The organism is Shewanella sp. VK101, assembly GCF_056497865.1.
Genome location: NZ_CM151402.1, coordinates 3,827,200 through 3,842,622, shown reverse-complemented (window position 1 = coordinate 3,842,622; position 15,423 = coordinate 3,827,200). Strand labels below are relative to the sequence as shown.

General features: G+C 54.4%; 15 protein-coding genes and 1 riboswitch. Of the genes, 9 read left to right on the top strand and 6 right to left on the bottom strand.

All coding sequences use genetic code 11. The features are described from left to right. Positions 1-40: 40 nt before the first annotated feature. Entirely contained in the window at positions 41-508 is a 468-nt protein-coding gene (azu, locus tag ACSHSR_RS17210) for an azurin (RefSeq protein WP_037436164.1), read from the bottom strand. Between the two features lie 208 nt (positions 509-716). Between azu and ACSHSR_RS17205 the strand changes: the two genes are divergently transcribed. Continuing rightward, positions 717-1,238: a DUF2059 domain-containing protein gene (locus ACSHSR_RS17205; protein ID WP_479630981.1), complete on the top strand. Its 522-nt coding sequence runs from the start codon at positions 717-719 to the stop codon at positions 1,236-1,238. 67 nt (positions 1,239-1,305) lie between these two features. Here ACSHSR_RS17205 and rbsK read toward each other — a convergent pair whose 3' ends face one another. Then, the gene (rbsK, locus tag ACSHSR_RS17200) at positions 1,306-2,211 is read right to left on the bottom strand and encodes a ribokinase (RefSeq protein ID WP_144160950.1); all 906 of its coding nucleotides are present in this window, start codon (positions 2,209-2,211) and stop codon (positions 1,306-1,308) included. Positions 2,212-2,214: 3 nt separating this feature from the next. Beyond that, complete coding sequence (gene rihA, locus ACSHSR_RS17195; RefSeq protein WP_479630980.1) at positions 2,215-3,153, bottom strand: pyrimidine-specific ribonucleoside hydrolase RihA; 939 nt, start codon at positions 3,151-3,153, stop codon at positions 2,215-2,217. Positions 3,154-3,300: 147 nt separating this feature from the next. Here rihA and ACSHSR_RS17190 point away from each other — a divergent pair, with 147 nt between their 5' ends. The 5 genes from ACSHSR_RS17190 (at position 3,301) to ACSHSR_RS17170 (ending at position 9,138) form a co-directional block, all read left to right on the top strand. Then, a complete protein-coding gene (locus ACSHSR_RS17190; protein ID WP_159352881.1) occupies positions 3,301-4,557 on the top strand; it encodes a DUF3592 domain-containing protein in 1,257 nt (418 codons plus the stop codon). 273 nt (positions 4,558-4,830) lie between these two features. Continuing rightward, positions 4,831-5,178: a DUF805 domain-containing protein gene (locus ACSHSR_RS17185; protein WP_025009034.1), complete on the top strand. Its 348-nt coding sequence runs from the start codon at positions 4,831-4,833 to the stop codon at positions 5,176-5,178. A 140-nt stretch (positions 5,179-5,318) separates the two neighbouring features. Continuing rightward, a riboswitch (cobalamin riboswitch) is annotated at positions 5,319-5,511 on the top strand. Between the two features lie 92 nt (positions 5,512-5,603). Continuing rightward, positions 5,604-7,553, top strand: a complete 1,950-nt coding sequence (locus ACSHSR_RS17180) for a TonB-dependent receptor (protein ID WP_156018921.1) — start codon at positions 5,604-5,606, stop codon at positions 7,551-7,553. A gap of 97 nt (positions 7,554-7,650) precedes the next feature. Continuing rightward, positions 7,651-8,271 (top strand): GDSL-type esterase/lipase family protein, encoded by a 621-nt coding sequence (locus tag ACSHSR_RS17175; RefSeq protein WP_335903879.1) that lies wholly within the window; start codon positions 7,651-7,653, stop codon positions 8,269-8,271. 144 nt (positions 8,272-8,415) lie between these two features. Further along, positions 8,416-9,138, top strand: a complete 723-nt coding sequence (locus ACSHSR_RS17170; RefSeq protein WP_479630979.1) for an HDOD domain-containing protein — start codon at positions 8,416-8,418, stop codon at positions 9,136-9,138. 48 nt (positions 9,139-9,186) lie between these two features. On the opposite strand, the gene ACSHSR_RS17165 is transcribed toward ACSHSR_RS17170, so the two are convergent. Continuing rightward, complete coding sequence (locus tag ACSHSR_RS17165; RefSeq protein ID WP_025009037.1) at positions 9,187-10,089, bottom strand: LysR family transcriptional regulator; 903 nt, start codon at positions 10,087-10,089, stop codon at positions 9,187-9,189. 165 nt (positions 10,090-10,254) lie between these two features. Between ACSHSR_RS17165 and metE the strand changes: the two genes are divergently transcribed. After that, positions 10,255-12,525 (top strand): 5-methyltetrahydropteroyltriglutamate--homocysteine S-methyltransferase, encoded by a 2,271-nt coding sequence (gene metE / locus ACSHSR_RS17160; protein ID WP_479630978.1) that lies wholly within the window; start codon positions 10,255-10,257, stop codon positions 12,523-12,525. A gap of 74 nt (positions 12,526-12,599) precedes the next feature. On the opposite strand, the gene ACSHSR_RS17155 is transcribed toward metE, so the two are convergent. Next, positions 12,600-12,791: a hypothetical protein gene (locus tag ACSHSR_RS17155; protein WP_479630977.1), complete on the bottom strand. Its 192-nt coding sequence runs from the start codon at positions 12,789-12,791 to the stop codon at positions 12,600-12,602. Between the two features lie 273 nt (positions 12,792-13,064). Here ACSHSR_RS17155 and ACSHSR_RS17150 point away from each other — a divergent pair, with 273 nt between their 5' ends. After that, the gene (locus tag ACSHSR_RS17150; protein WP_208157038.1) at positions 13,065-13,268 is read left to right on the top strand and encodes a dodecin; all 204 of its coding nucleotides are present in this window, start codon (positions 13,065-13,067) and stop codon (positions 13,266-13,268) included. 8 nt (positions 13,269-13,276) lie between these two features. Here the strand turns inward: ACSHSR_RS17150 and queG are convergent, their stop codons facing one another. Beyond that, the gene (queG, locus tag ACSHSR_RS17145; protein WP_479630976.1) at positions 13,277-14,458 is read right to left on the bottom strand and encodes a tRNA epoxyqueuosine(34) reductase QueG; all 1,182 of its coding nucleotides are present in this window, start codon (positions 14,456-14,458) and stop codon (positions 13,277-13,279) included. A 238-nt stretch (positions 14,459-14,696) separates the two neighbouring features. Between queG and ACSHSR_RS17140 the strand changes: the two genes are divergently transcribed. Continuing rightward, positions 14,697-15,401 (top strand): substrate-binding periplasmic protein, encoded by a 705-nt coding sequence (locus tag ACSHSR_RS17140; protein WP_404829461.1) that lies wholly within the window; start codon positions 14,697-14,699, stop codon positions 15,399-15,401. Positions 15,402-15,423 lie beyond the last annotated feature (22 nt).

Genomic DNA, 15,423 nt, shown 5'->3' with positions numbered 1-15,423 from the left:
TGTTTCTTTGGGCCCTCATTCGGGCCCAAAGCGCGCAGGCTTAGCCTTTGATGCTGAAGCTGCCTTGCATCACGGCCCAGTGGCCGGGGAAGGAGCAGAAGAAGTTGTAGCTTTCTTCCGGTGTCATGCCTTCGGTGCTGAAGCTGATGCTGACAGATTCGCCGCCACCAACCAGAGGAGTGTGGGCAATCACCCGCTCGTCACCGGCTTTGACATAGGCGGCATCGGCGCCGGCTGCCATACCATCAGTAGCAATGCCCTGCATGTCGGCGCTCTTGCTCAGAACCCAGTTATGGCCCATGGCTGTCACTGGCAGGGTGCCGGAATGAGTCAATGTCAGTTCTACCGTCTTGCAACTGGCGGGAACGCTTAATTCCTTGGTATCAAATTGCATCGCATCGTTGGCTGTGATGGTCAGGCTGCATTCGTCGGCGCTGGCAGTGCTGCTGATAACGGCGCCGGCTCCCAACAGGGCAATACCCGCGAGTCTCTTGGTTAACTTATTCATTTTCAATTCCTTTTCTGATTTTAGGGTCGATATTTCTCTCGACAGCACGAGAGCCCCGCAGGCTCCCGCCTGGGTCAATCATAACGGCATTTCCCTTAAATGAGAATTAATCTCAGAATTTTAACTGTCAGCCGAGGTTGGAGCAGCTGACAGTCGCTTGGGCTGTGATAGACTGACAGCCGAATCAATACTTGCCACGGAGGCACTCATGAAAGGTCCTGGTTTTTTGTCATCTCTTGTTCTGGGCGGCATATTGCTCAGCAGCCCTTTGGCGTTGGCCGATGACAGCGCTCGCCGGGCTCAGGTGGAGCAGTTACTGCTGGAAATGCAGATGGACTCCATGATGGACACGGCTTATACCCAGATGGAAATGATGATTTTGGGCATGCAACAACAGTTCAATATCAAGGAGAGTGAAAAGCCTTTATTTGAAGAGTTTGCCAGCAAGAGTACGCAGATCTTCAAGCAGGAGCTGGGCTGGGACAAGCTGAAGCAGCCGTTGACCGATATTTATGTCAAGCATTACAGCGACAAGGAAATTGCCGATATGCTGGCGTTTTATGCCAGTGATACTGGGCGCTCCATGGTCGCCAAGATGCCGGCCGTGATGCAGGAATCCATGATGGTGACTCAATCACTGAGCCAGGGGCTGCTGCCTAAGATGGAGCTGCTGCAGCAGGAGTTTGCCACCAAGCTTCAGGCCCACAGAGAGGCCAATCCAGGCGAATAATTTGACTGGCAGCCAGCATAAAAAACGGGAGTCTATGACTCCCGTTTTTGTGGCGGTAAAGGCGTGATTACAGCTCGCGGCGGTAGGGAATTCCGCGCTGGGCGCCATGACGGGTCACGGCTATGGAAGCGGCCTTATTGGCAAAATCCACCGCTTGTTCCATCGCCAGCCCTTCACTTAAAGCCACCATCAGGGCACCGTTGAAGGTGTCTCCTGCGGCCACAGTATCAAGTACCTTGACCGGATAGCTAGGCACCAGGCCCTCAAACTCTGGGTGACGCACATAGGCGCCGCGGCTGCCGAGGGTGATCACCACGGCGCCAACCCCTTTGGCTTGCAGAGCGGCTGCGGCTTTGGCTGCGCCGGCTTCATCTTCCACCTTGATACCGGTAAGGGCTTCTGCCTCGGTTTCGTTGGGAGTGATGATATCCACCAAGGCCAGCACATCGTCAGCCAGCGTGCTGGCGGGGGCCGGGTTGAGAATAGTCACTGTGTCTTGTTGCTTGGCCAGTTGCAGCGCGGCTTTGACCGATTCCAACGGCGTTTCCAGCTGTGCCAGCAGGTAACTGGCGCCTTTGAACAGCTCTTGATGACAGTGAACATCGGCTGGCTCCAGGCTGGCGTTGGCGCCGGCGGCCACCCCAATACAGTTTTCACCGCCATCGCCGATGAAAATCATTGCGCTGCCGGTTGCCATTTCCGGCACTTTCTTCAAGCCCTGAGGATGAATGCCATCGTCCAACCAACTCTTGATCATGGTATCGGCAATGGCGTCGTCCCCAAGATGGCAGATAAAGTCCACTCGGGTGCCAGGCTGCACCAGTCTGGCTACAGCAACTGCCTGATTGGCGCCTTTGCCACCGTGTTCCAAACGGTAGCTGCGGCTCATCAGTGTTTGCCCTGGCTCGGGCAAGTGACTGAATTCCATCACATGATCGGCATTGGCACTGCCGATTATCACTAGTCTACTCATGTATTAATCCTGATAGGCGTAGAGGCTTTCAACCAGCAGATCCACAAAGCCTTCACGATCCAGATGCATCAGCACCTTGGCGTTGGCGGGCTTGCCTGTTAGGTGATAGCGGTCGACAACCGTCATCCCTACAGTCAGCTCGCTCTGGGTTTCGATGGCCACATGGCAGTCCAAGCCGATGAATAACTCAGGCTTGAGCAGCCAGGCTATGGTGCAGGGGTCATGCAGCGGCGCGCCATCAAAGCCCCACTTGGGATCCTTGTGGTAGATAACAAAGAATTCCAGCAGATCGGCAACACACTTGGCAACCTTGTTGGGAATCACGCGGAAACGGGCTACATCCTCTTCCATGATCTGCGCCTCATGGGTCACGTCCAGACCGGCCATGACGATGGGGATCCCTGACTTGAACACCATGTCGGCCGCTTCAGGATCAACAAAAATGTTGAATTCGGCGGCAGGGGTCCAGTTACCGACACCGGCGGCGCCACCCATCAGCACTATCTGCTCGATACGGGACTTGAGTTCGGGATAGGCGCTCAGGAAAATAGCGATATTGGTCAAGGGGCCCGTGGGCACCAGAGTCACCGGCTGGCTGCTTTGGCGGATTTTCTCTGCCATCAGTTCCCAGGCCATCATCGGCTGAGGTTCAAAGGCGGGATCCGGCAGTTCTGGGCCATCGAGCCCGGATTCACCGTGAACACTGTCGGCAATGATCAGCTCTCTTGCCAATGGCTTGGGGGCGCCGCTGGCCACAGGAATATCGGTTCTGCCCAGCAGAGTAAGCACTCGCATGGCGTTGTTGAGTGTTTTTTCCTGGGTTTGGTTACCGGCGCTGGTGGTCACGGCCAGCAGATCCAGCTCAGGGTTGGCCAGGGCCAGGATCAAGGCGATGGCATCATCATGGCCGGGATCGCAGTCGAGAATGATAGGGCGTTTCATGCTGTTACTCCTTTAGCAATTTGCCCGAGCATAGCATGACTCTTTGGCGCGCGCAGAACCGGATGGCAAACTGTGAAGTGTTCCTCAACTGATTGCTGAAATCTGCTACGATCCGCGGCCTTAAAAGATTGAATCAAAGGGGACCCGGTGGGAAAGATACGGGCAATCTGGGAAGATCTGATAATTATCGGCCTTTTTGCGCTTGCCGGCGGGCTGTTCTCGGCTCTAGGGCTCTATTTTGTCAAAGAGAGTGTCCAATCCTGGTATGAAGTGAATATCCTGCTCGAACGAGGCGTCGAGACCCAAGGTTATATTGCCCGGCGTGAGCAACACTACGTGTCCCCTGGGCGCTGGGGTTTTGGCCGTTATGAGTGGGATTGTCTGCTGTATTATCAGTTGCCGAACGGCAGTGAGTATCAGATCTGGGATCCCCCAGGCCTGCTTTGCGATTCGAGAAGCGTCGGTGAAGCCGTGATCCTTTGGCATTTGCCTGAGGAGCCCGGCATAGTGCGCACCGATATCCAGTACTATCGAGAACAGCAAAATACCTGGCTCGAGCTGTGGGGGATTCTAATCGCGCTATTGCCGCTGGCCATTGGCGGAAAGTTTGTGGGTAAAACGGTCCTGTGTTTGCGCTTTCTTCGGGCTCGGGAGCGGTTGTCGCCAATAGTTGAGCAGTTACTGGAGGCCGATAACCCCGCCGAGTTACTGGCACGGCTTGAAGCCAACCGGGCCAGTCCGGCCAGTAGCTATTTGGGACGGCAGGCCCTTGGCTATATCGCCACCAGGCCTGAATGGCAGGTGCGTTTTCTTGCCTGGTTTGTCCCTGTGTGCCTCAAGTGGGAGCCGCCAAGTAAAGGCGAGGGCGTCTCTGGCCTCGAACTTTCACTGCAATTGGCGCTCGGCCGCCGCTACCCTGAGTTTACCCTGGCACTGCTCGATGGCATTCGTAGCCTGTTTACTGAGCATGAGCTGGCGAAGATGGTCTTCTCCCAGCATCTGACCAAGCTGCAACGCAAACCCTGGAGTGCTGAAATTCAAAAGCAATTCAACGCCTTGTTGCTGGAACGGCAAATGCCTTTGAGCAACAAAGGATTTGCCCACACCGAATTGAGCCGCTTGGTTTGCCTGGAATGGCTTTTTAACAACCTGGAATCGCTGCCCGATGTTTGGTTCAGCGCTGCTGCAGCCTTGCTCAAGGCGCTCGCAGCGCAGCGGCCACTGAATCCTTTGAGCCGTAAACAGCGTAAAAAACAAGCGCTGCATTGGCGCTATATTCTTGGCAGCCTGGCATCCAAGTTTAACTCAGGGGCAATCGGTCGAAAGCGTCAGACACAGCTGGCACAGATTGAAACCGATATCCAGGTGCTGGCCGCCAGCCGTGGTTTTACGCTGAGCAGATAAGATGAAAAAGCGCCGGCTGGCTGTTCATGGCTATTTATGGCTATGAATATGGCGATATTTGTAAACCAATGACGACTGACAGGGTGAGATATCTCTGATTTTGTGGCGGATGGAAGGTAAATCTCTTTTCTGTCACTTTGCAGTTCATTCAGGTATGTTAAAATTGTTTGCTGTTTCAGGGAGTAAGAAACTCTGATGAAACTTTGGTCGCCTTAAGCCATTCAATAATTGGTGCGGCGTTATCGGATCTTGGATCTGTTATTGGGAGAAAACATGGAACATTTCATCGGAGCCATCAAAAAATACGCCGACTTTACCGGTCGGGCCCGTCGGACAGAATACTGGATGTTCACTCTGTTCTATATCATTTTCAGCCTGGTTGTCAGTGCTATTGACTATGCGCTGGGTACCACAGTGCTGGGGCTGATTTATTCTTTGGGCCTGTTGTTGCCCTCTATTGCGGTTGCCGCGCGTCGTCTGCACGACACTGACCGCAGTGGTTGGTGGCAGTTGTTGGCATTTATCCCTATCATAGGTTGGATAGTGTTGCTGGTCTTCTACTGCCAGGACAGCGAAGTGGGTGACAACCGCTTTGGCAGTAACCCCAAAGAGCTGGGTTAAGATAATGGAAAGGGAGCCTCGGCTCCCTTTTTGTTTTCAGGGTAAATCTGCGGCGGTCAGTCGTCGTCAAAATTAGACATTCATCCATATAGACGTCTATAATGCCCGCTCTCGGTCAGGCCGGGAATGACAGCACAGTATTTCAGTCAACCTCTCGTGGTGCCCCGGAATGAAAGACCGGGGATAATCGGGAAGCCGGTGAAAATCCGGCACTGCCCCCGCAACGGTAAATGGTGAGAGACAGGCGCGCCCAAGTGGCGTCATAAAAGCCGGGTCTTGCGCGGTCAACCGCATAGCCAAAGTCCGGAGACCGGCCCTGGAGGTATTTCGATGATTTCGGTGGGCAGATCTCGAAATGCGGCAGCCAAGGGGCGCTCCCTGCCGTGGCACTCTTGCCCCGTTTCCCTTTCAGGAGTCAAAGGAAAATGGGTTTCAAACTAAATCATCTCGCGCTGCTCTGCGGTGCATTTACCTCGGTTCCCGTCATGGCGAGTGCTACAACCCAGGCCGTGGATGAACAGCTGGTGGTCATTGGCCGTCAGGATGACACGCCGCTCAATATTGCCGCCAATGTGGTGGTCATAGATGCCGCCGATATTCAGCAAAGCGGTGCCAGTAATCTGAGCGAGTTGCTGCGTGGCCGCAGTGGCATTCAAATATCGGACAATAACTCAGGGCCTGTGCTGGCGATGCGCGGTTTCTCTTCCAGCCAAGCGGTGAATAACACCCTGATACTGATAGATGGTCGCCGACTCAACAATATCGATATTGCCGCCCCCAGCCTGAGTGCCATTGCGGTCAATCAGATTGAAAGGGTAGAGATCCTTTCCGGCAGCGCCGGGGTGCTCTATGGTGATCAGGCAGTCGGCGGAGTGATCAATATTATCACCAAGGCGCCCAGTGCCAGCGGTGGCAACCTGACCCTCTCCGGTGGCAGTTTTGACACCTACGAAGGCCGTGGGGATCTGTCCGGCGCCATCAATGAAAACTGGCGCTACTATTTGGCTGCTGCTTACAACGAGAGCGACAACTACCGTAGAAACAATGCCAACGAAACCGGTTCTGTGCTGGGGCGTCTGCAATATGATTCAGAGTTGACCAACTTCTTTGTCGAAGGCAGTTACTACGATAACAAGCGCCAGACTCCAGGCTCACTGACCCTGGCTCAGTTTGAAGCCGACCCACGCCAGGCGACATCGACGCCGGGTGATTACAACCATGAGATGACTTCTGCCTGGCGTGCTCATCTCCAGCGCCAGGTGCACGCCAACTGGGCCCTGGCTGCGGACCTCAACTACAGTGATACTTTGGTGTCCAGTGTCAGCTATGGCAGCCCAGGTCGGAACGAGCGCTCGCTGTTGGAATTCAATCCCAAGGCACTGGGGCGTTATCAGACCCGCAATGGTGAACTGAGCATAGTCATAGGTGCCGATATTCAACGGGGTGAAACCGAGTTCGATCTCAGTTATATGCAGCGCAGTAACACCCAAACCATGACCAGCACCTATCTGCAGGCCAATGTGCCGCTGACCAACAGCCTGAGCTATGTGGTGGGCGGACGCTATGCCAAGGTCAAGGATGAACTCAAGGACGGTCAGATTTACCCCAATGGCATAGATTTGGATGAAGACGCTCACGCGCTCGAGTTGGGGCTCAACTATCGGCCGCTGGAAGGCCACAGATTCTATCTTCGCGGTGATGAGAGTTTCCGTTTCGCCAAGGTCGATGAGCAAGCTTATACGCCGCCAACAGTCGTCGGCCTCAAGCCGCAGACCGGCCGTTCCATTGAAGCCGGCTGGGATTGGACCTTGAGCAACCAGAGTCTGCGTCTGAACCTGTACCGGCTGTCGCTGGAAGATGAAATTGTCTTTGACCCCAGTGCCGATATGCCTATCGGCGGCGCTTTCCCCGGCGCCAACGTCAACGCCGATGCTTCCCGCCGTTATGGCGCCAGCCTCGACTGGGACTGGCAGCTCAATGAAATGCTGCAGTTGGGACTTGAGTACAACTATATCGATGCCGAATTTACTGAAGGCGCCAACAAAGGCAAATCTCTCTCCTGGGTGGCCGAGCATTCCGGGCGTGTCTACACCAGTGTGGACTTTGGCCAGCACTGGCAGCTGTTTGTCGAGGGCCAGTATCTGGGCGACAGATATATGGAAGGTGACAATGGCAATCAGCACGATAAGCTGGACAGCTATTGGCTGGGGAATATCGCCCTCAACTACAGCCGAGATGCCTGGCTTGCCAGCCTGAGGGTCGACAACCTGTTTGACAAGCAATACGCCAGCTCAGGTTATTTCAGTACCTGGGGCGATGGTTATTACTCGGGTAGCGGCCGGGCGCTGAGATTCAGCGTCAGCTATCGCTTCTGATAGCATAGAAAGCCGGGGTTTCCCGGCTTTTTTCTGCCCGTATTTCTATCTGTTTTAGCTGGAAACTACTCACCGACAAGGAGGCAAGAGTCGAAATATGAAAGCTGATTTTAGGTATGGTTTGAGAGGCGTGGCCATAGCCCTGTTGTCGCTGCTTTTGCTGGCTTGCTCCGAGCCCAAGCTGGCATATATCGGCAGTAATGGCAAACTGCTGGCCTTCGGTGACAGCCTGACCCAAGGCGTTGGTGCCAAGGCCGGGCAGGATTATCCCAGTCGTCTGGCTGAGTTGTGCCGTTGTGAGGTGATCAACGCCGGGATTTCCGGTGAGCAATCTGCTGCCGGGCTTGAGCGTTTGCCGGCACTGCTGGATGAAACCAAGCCGGATCTGCTTATTTTGCTCGAAGGCGGTAACGATATTCTCCGCAGCCGCAGCCAGGCGCAATTGGCGCAAAACATTGAGGCCATGTTACTTGAGGCCAAAGCCCGGCAAATTCCGGTAGTGCTGCTGGCTGTGCCGCAAAAGAGCCTGCTGCTGTCCCCCCTGCCTTTATATGCCGAACTGGCCGACAAGCACGGCGCCATCTTGCTGGAACAGACTCTGTCTGAGCTGCTGCGTTCAAACGAGCTCAAGTCCGATACTGTGCATCTCAATCAACAGGGGTATTCGCGTTTGGCACAAGTCATCTTTACCAGGCTACAGGAGACGGGCGCTTTTTGATGCTACTTTTTGATTCTATTTGGCAAAAACCGGGCTAATTATCGATTCAACTTGACCCTGGTGGGCGTTTTATGGGTAAATTCTCTGCCATAATAAATGGCAATAGTGCCTCCATAATAAATAACAACAGGTTTAAAGAATCACATGACAGATCTTGAGCAGCAGGTTTTTACTCAAGTGCGTGCCATTATTGCCAACGAAGAGCAGGTGATAGGGCGCCGCGGCATCCTGATCCCGCTTAAGAAGGCCATTATTGCTGATGGCGATATTCGCAATGTGATCGATATTGTCGCGACCGATCCCGCTCTGGCAGCTCATCTGCTGTGGCGCAGCAATAACGCGCTCTCTCCTTCCGTTCAGCCAAACCGCAGCCTCAAGGATGCATTGGTGCGTCTGGGACAGGTCAATATCTACCGTTATGCCTTTAGCTTTTATCTCAAAGAGCGGCTCGATGAATTGCCGCAGCCATACCGTAAACTGGTACTTGGCTATTGGCGCCTGACTGAGTCTGTGGCGACCGAGTCGGTGGACAGCTTGCATCAGATGCAAGGGGTACAGATAGACGCGGATGAAGTGCAGACTTTGGCACTGTTCAGCGTCTTTGGTCAGATTATTGCCCTGACGGCGTTTGCCTATCTCAACGCCGAAGCCGAGCAGTGCTTCCCGCTGGGCATTATCAAGACCCTGATAGAGACCCAGCAGCAGACGCTGACGGTGGAAGCTTTTGAATCTCTGGGGTTGGATGATGAGCTGCAAAGCGAGTTTATGGTCGCCCATAACCTGAGACAGACCCGGGATCTCAATTCACCCGGACTGGTACTGAGAAGGGTATTGTCCCAGCGCGGTCTGCTGCTGAATCCTCTCTAGATGCTTTGTGACTGCCGCCGACTTTCAGGCGCGGTGGCAGCCGCTCAGTCAGTGTCTGTCTTGACGCTGTAATCCCTCTTTGGCAATCAATTCCAGCAGCCTTTGCAGCTGCACTCTATTGCTGCTGTCGCGGCGGTAGGCACCGAACAGCGGCCGTTTCAGGCCTTCCTGCCCCAGTTTCACCGAGGTCAGGCTCAAGCCCTGGGCTTCGGTCAGTGACCAGTTGGGCAAGGCCGCAACCCCTTCTTTACAGGCGATGCGTTGCAGCAACACATTGGTGAGATCACAGCGTTTTTGTGGGCCGGGCACCACTCCGGCCGGCTCGAGGAAGTGACGGAAAATATCCAGCCTTTCCAGCGGTACCGGATAACTGATAATAGGTTCCCTGGCCAGTTGTTGCGGCAAAATATAGCTGTTGCCTGCCAGAGGGTGATCTTTGGCCATCACCAGTCTCACTTCAAAATCAAACAGATGCTGATAGGCAAGGGCATGGCCGGGCACAGGATCTGAGGTCAGCACTATATCCAGCTCACCGGTTTCCAGCGCATTGAGAGAGTCGAACAGATGGCGGCTGGAGAGATCCAGATTGGCATCCGGATAAGACTGATGAAAGGCTTCCATTACAGGCATCAGCCAGCGAAAACAGCTGTGACACTCAATACCCACCTTCAAGGGACCGCTGCTTCCAGATAGACCGCGTTTGAGCACAAATTCGGTTTCCTGTACCCGGGGCAGTATCTCTTCTGCCAGGGTCAGCAGGCGACTGCCCTCAAGCGTGAAGGTAAGAGGTTTGCTTTTGCGAACAAATACCTGGGAGTTAATCCGGGTCTCCAACTCTTTAATCTGGTGCGACAGCGCCGACTGGGTGACAAAACGTTTCTTCGCCGCGCCGGCCAGACTGCCACTTTCTTTCAGTGCTATCAGAGTACGAAGGTGTCTCAGTTCTATCATTTCCTCTCCACATGAATGCCGCTCATGTTGCCCTTGAATTCAATTCGGTTGCCTGTGCTGAGACTAGCACAATAAACTTCTAGACGTCCAGACGCCCGGTTTGATTTGTTGTGTTTCGGCGTCGCCAGTCACTTGCTGCACAGTTTATAAAGGATGGTATACATTATGCAATTAAATAGTCTTGGCTTTCCCCGTATCGGACGTCGACGTGAACTCAAGTTTGCTTTGGAGAAATATTGGCGCGGTGAGTCCAGCGTGGCCGAATTAGAGAGTGTTGCCAGGGAGCTTAGGCGTACCCACTGGCAGTGGCAGGCCGATGCCGGGGTGGCGCAGCTGCCGGTCGGTGACTTTGCTTACTATGATCAGGTGCTGACCCTGAGTGCGACTCTGGGGGTAATCCCCGAGCGTCACCGTGACGGCGGCGCTGTCAATCTCGATACCCTGTTCCGGATTGCCCGTGGCCGAGCGCCCAGCGGCAAGCATGCGCCGGCGTCTGAAATGACCAAGTACTTCAACACCAACTACCATTATCTGGTGCCTGAGCTCAGCGAAGATCAACGCTTCGATATCGCCTGGGAACAGTTGTTTGAAGAGGTGACCGAGGCTCAGGCGCTGGGCCACACTGCCAAGCCGGTACTCTTGGGGCCGGTCACTTTCCTGTATCTGTCCAAGACAGTGGGCTCAGAGTTCGACCGTTTGACACTGCTGCCGGCGCTGCTGGAATGTTATCAAGCCATTCTGGCCCGATTTGCCGCCCAGGGTGTTGAATGGGTGCAATTGGATGAACCTGCGCTGGCACTTGAGCTGGATGACAACTGGCAACAGGCCTTCAATCAGGCCTACGGCGTACTCAAGTCGGCGCCGCTCAAGCTGTTGCTGGCAACCTATTACGGCACTGTAGCCCACCATCAAAATCTGTTGTCGGCACTGCCGGTGGCGGGTATTCACCTGGATCTGGTCACCGCGCCCGAGCAGTTGCAGGCCTTTGTCGGTGCATTGGCGCCCGAACAGGTGTTGTCGGTTGGGGTGATCAACGGCCGTAACGTCTGGGCCGCCGATCTGGATCTTGTGGCCGAGCAGTTGGCGCCACTGGCGCGGGATCTGGGAGACAGGCTCTGGCTCGCCACTTCCTGCTCCCTGTTGCATACCCCGGTGGATCTCGAGGTGGAGACCGCGCTGGCGCCCGAGCTTAAAAGCCTGCTGGCTTTCGCCAGGCAAAAACTTACCGAGTTGCAGGAGCTCAAGGCGCTTTTGGAGGCGCCTGAGACTGAAAATGCCAAAGCCGTGGTCGCCCGTTGCCGGGATCGGCGCGCGGCCAGGGCGCAGGGGCGTAATCAACAGCTCAGTGCCAGAATCGATGCCCTGAGCGCAACCGATTACAACCGAAACCATGAGTTTGAGGTGCGCAGACAAGCCCAGCAGGCCAGGTTCAAGCTGCCTTTGTTGCCGACGACTACCATAGGTTCATTCCCGCAGACGGCAGCCATTCGTAACCTGCGTAGCCGCTGGCGCAAGGGTGAGTTGGACGATGCTGTGTACACAGAGCAGCTGCAACAGGTGACCCGGGATACCATAGAACGTCAGCTCAAGCTGGGCATAGATGTGTTGGTACACGGTGAAGCCGAGCGCAACGACATGGTGGAATACTTTGGTGAACAGCTCGATGGCGTAGGTTTTACCAAACAGGGCTGGGTGCAGAGCTATGGTTCCCGCTGTGTCAAGCCGCCGCTGATCTACGCCGATGTGACCCGTCCCAAGGCGATGACAGTCGACTGGGCCGAATATGCCCAGAGTCTCACCGACAGACCGGTGAAAGGCATGCTGACCGGGCCCGTGACCATATTGCATTGGTCCTTTGCCCGCGAGGATATCAGCCGCGAGCAGATAGCGACTCAGTTGGCCCTGGCGATACGTGATGAAGTGGTGGCATTGGAGCGGGCGGGTATAGGTATTATTCAGATTGATGAGCCGGCTTTTCGGGAAGGCTTGCCGCTCAAATGCAGCGATTGGGCCCATTATCTCGATTGGGCGGTGGCCGCCTTCAAGCTCAGCGCCGCCGGTGTCAGAGACGAGACCCAAATTCACACCCATATGTGCTACAGCGAATTCAACGACACTATTGCGGCCATTGCCGCCATGGATGCCGATGTGATCACCATAGAAACATCGCGCTCACGGATGGAGTTGTTGAATGCCTTCGAAGACTTTGACTATCCCAATGAAATCGGCCCTGGGGTTTATGATATTCACTCCCCCAATATTCCAACAGTGGAAGCCATGGTAAGCCTGATTGAAAAGGCGGCGCAGAAAATTCCTGTGCGTCAGCTCTGGGTCAACCCGGATTGCGGCTTGAAGACCCGTAACTGGGAAGAAGTCGAACCGGCTTTGAAGAACATGGTTGATGCCACCAGGGAGTTGCGACGTCGACTCGGGTGATAAAATTCTGTGGTTAATAACAGTCAGGGGCGCATTGCGCCCCTGATGTTGATTGACTTTAACGCGGGAAAGATTCAGCCCATGCTCATGCCTAGCGCTATCAGGCCAACCGTACCCAGAATGATCAAGCCTGAAAAAGTGGTGCCCAAAATGGCGAAGATTTTCTGGCGGTCTTTTTGTACCAGGCCGCCAATGCCCAATCCCAAAGACACCAGGCAGACCAGCATCATAAAGATGATCATCAGCCCCACAAGAATGGCTTCCATCGAATTTTCATCCAGGCCGCCCGGTGTTGTCGCCTCCAGGGCTCCTGCAACAATAAAAGTGATAAACAGGGCTATCCCACTAAATATGCTGGTGGCAAACGAGGCGATCCCCAGACCTGAATGTTTTAATTACATAGCAATCCCTTGATTTCTTCCTATGGTTATCCAACTGAGAAATATACAGAAACCAAGGGAAATATGCCATCGGCCATTTCTGTCTATACTCAGGTCACGAACCTGTGCTGGACGCAGATAACTATCAGGAGAAGCCTTATGAGCCATGTGTACAAGATAATAGAACTGACAGGTTCATCCCCCATCAGCTCGGACGAAGTGGTCAAGAATGCCATCGCGGCGGCCAGCCAGTCGCTGCATAATTTGCGTTGGTTTGAAGTGATAGATACCCGCGGACATCTGGAGGCCGGTGTTATTGCTCATTGGCAGGTCACCATCAAGGTGGGTTTTACCCTGGATTAGGCTTGAATTCAGGCGTCTCTTGGCAAACCCTTTTCCACTATCCGGATCAGGCGCCCCGTCTTGCGGGCGGGAATAGGCGCTGTGTCGTTGGCGCTGAGTTTTTCTGCCTGCTGCGCCAGTGCCCACTCTATGTGTTCTGCGACCAGTTCTGAGGCATCTGTCAGTCGCTCCTGCAAGGCGGCAACTATGGTTTCACTGCCGGGGGCATTGCCCAGTGCCACCGCAATATTGCGCAGCCAGCGTTGATGGCCTATGCGACGAATGGCACTGCCTTCGGTGTTTTTCAAAAACTCGGCCTCGCTCCAGGCAAACAGCTCCAGCAGTTTGGGTTGCTTCAATTGTGGCCTTAGATGAAAGTCAGTCTCTGCGGTCAAAGGCGCGGCGCGGTTGATGGGGCATACCAGCTGGCAGTCATCGCAGCCGTAGATGCGATTGCCTAGCAGTGGCCGAAACTCCAGCGGGATGCTGCCGGCCAGTTCTATGGTGAGGTAAGAGATGCAGCGACGTCCATCGACTACATAGGGCTCGACTATAGCGCCAGTTGGGCAACTTGTGATGCAGGCAACGCAGGTGTTGCAGCCTTCGGCTATGGCGACATCCATGGGCAGCGGCAGGTTCACCAGCAGCTCTCCGAGGAAAAACCAACTGCCGGCCTCATGGTTGAGGATCAGTGAGTGTTTACCTGTCCAGCCGATCCCGGCCTTTTCTGCCAGCGGCCGTTCCAGAATGGGAGCCGAGTCGACGAAGGGCCGAAAGCCACAGCCTTCAAGTTGCAGGGCTTTGAGCGCTTCATCTATGCGCTCGCCCAACTTTTTCAAGCGATTACGCATCAGCTTGTGATAGTCGCGGCCGCCGGCATAACGGGAGATATAGCCAAGGTTAGGGTCTTTGAGATTGAGGGCAAACCCGGCTTGTGGCGGTAAGTAGTCCATCCGTACTGAGATAACTCTTAAAGTGCCGGAATGCAGTTCGGCCGGGCGGGCCCGCATCATGCCGTGGCTGGCCATATAGCCCATTTCACCGTGATAGCCCTTATCGAGCCAGGTCTGTAGCCTGGGCTCTTCGCGGCGAAGATCTGTATCCGTGATCCCAACTTGAGCAAAACCCAGCTCTTTGCCCCAAGCCTTTATGTCGCGGGCAAGCTTACCAAGCATACAGGGATCAAATTGTGGTGGTTGAGGAACAGACATGAACAGAGGCTGACCGGGAAAAAACCTGATTATATCAGTAAAGCTGAATCGCTCACAGTTGCCGCAAACGGCGATTTTGGTTTTTGTCGATGCTATGCTGGAACCGAGGGGGAATAAACATATGTCGACAATTAAGCCTCTGTTTTGGGCCTGCTTGATTGTGTGTGGCTGCATTCTTGCTGGTTTCGTCCAGGCCGGGAATGAGCCTCCCGAGTCCAGACTTGCGCCTCTGAGGCTTTTGACAGAAGCTTGGCCCCCCATGAGTTATGAATACCAAGGACGAACTGATGGTTATGCCGTTGCCCTGGTTAAGGCGTTGAATTACAAAGTCACCGCCGCCGATGACGAGCCAGTCATAGAGATCTTGCCTTGGGCCCGCGCCATTAATATGGCAACTCATCATGCCAATATCCTGTTATTTGCCACTTCTATTGATGAACAGCGACGGCAGCAATTTGATTTTGTTGGACCGATTGCCGAAACCCGTATCCAGCTCTATGCCCGCATGGATGATGATTTCACTCCGGCAGATCTGTCACAGGCGGCTGCGGCGGGTAATATTGCTATTTATCGTCACTCTCCGGCGCAAAGATTGTTGAGGGATATTGCGGATGAGAGGCTGCTAATCTCAGGTTTTCCTCAGTATTCGGCCAGACAGTTGTTGCATAAGCGGGTGCGTTATTGGTGTCAGGCGGAGATCGCGGTTAAGGGCGTCTTGCGGCAATTGGATCAACCGTTGACTGCAGTGCGGCCTGTGCTGGAATTGGCACACTTGCGGTTGTATCTGGCGTTCTCCAGTGGCACAGATCCTGCGCGAGTTAAAGCCTGGCACAAGGCGCTGGTGGCATTACAGCTAAGTGGCGAATTTGATGCACTGTATTTTGAATGGTTTGGAGCAAAGCCCTCACTGCCTGAGGCTGAAGTGTTATGGCATAGCCACTGAATTACTGATTGGTGAGGGAGGT

Coding starts and splice junctions, on each gene's coding strand:
- ACSHSR_RS17185 (WP_025009034.1), top strand. CDS start 4,831: ATGGAACATTTCATCGGAGCCATCAAAAAATACGCCGACTTTACCGGT.
- queG (WP_479630976.1), bottom strand. CDS start 14,458: ATGTCTGTTCCTCAACCACCACAATTTGATCCCTGTATGCTTGGTAAG.
- ACSHSR_RS17155 (WP_479630977.1), bottom strand. CDS start 12,791: ATGGAAGCCATTCTTGTGGGGCTGATGATCATCTTTATGATGCTGGTC.
- ACSHSR_RS17150 (WP_208157038.1), top strand. CDS start 13,065: ATGAGCCATGTGTACAAGATAATAGAACTGACAGGTTCATCCCCCATC.
- rihA (WP_479630980.1), bottom strand. CDS start 3,153: ATGAAACGCCCTATCATTCTCGACTGCGATCCCGGCCATGATGATGCC.
- ACSHSR_RS17175 (WP_335903879.1), top strand. CDS start 7,651: ATGAAAGCTGATTTTAGGTATGGTTTGAGAGGCGTGGCCATAGCCCTG.
- azu (WP_037436164.1), bottom strand. CDS start 508: ATGAATAAGTTAACCAAGAGACTCGCGGGTATTGCCCTGTTGGGAGCC.
- metE (WP_479630978.1), top strand. CDS start 10,255: ATGCAATTAAATAGTCTTGGCTTTCCCCGTATCGGACGTCGACGTGAA.
- ACSHSR_RS17165 (WP_025009037.1), bottom strand. CDS start 10,089: ATGATAGAACTGAGACACCTTCGTACTCTGATAGCACTGAAAGAAAGT.
- ACSHSR_RS17205 (WP_479630981.1), top strand. CDS start 717: ATGAAAGGTCCTGGTTTTTTGTCATCTCTTGTTCTGGGCGGCATATTG.
- ACSHSR_RS17180 (WP_156018921.1), top strand. CDS start 5,604: ATGGGTTTCAAACTAAATCATCTCGCGCTGCTCTGCGGTGCATTTACC.
- ACSHSR_RS17170 (WP_479630979.1), top strand. CDS start 8,416: ATGACAGATCTTGAGCAGCAGGTTTTTACTCAAGTGCGTGCCATTATT.
- rbsK (WP_144160950.1), bottom strand. CDS start 2,211: ATGAGTAGACTAGTGATAATCGGCAGTGCCAATGCCGATCATGTGATG.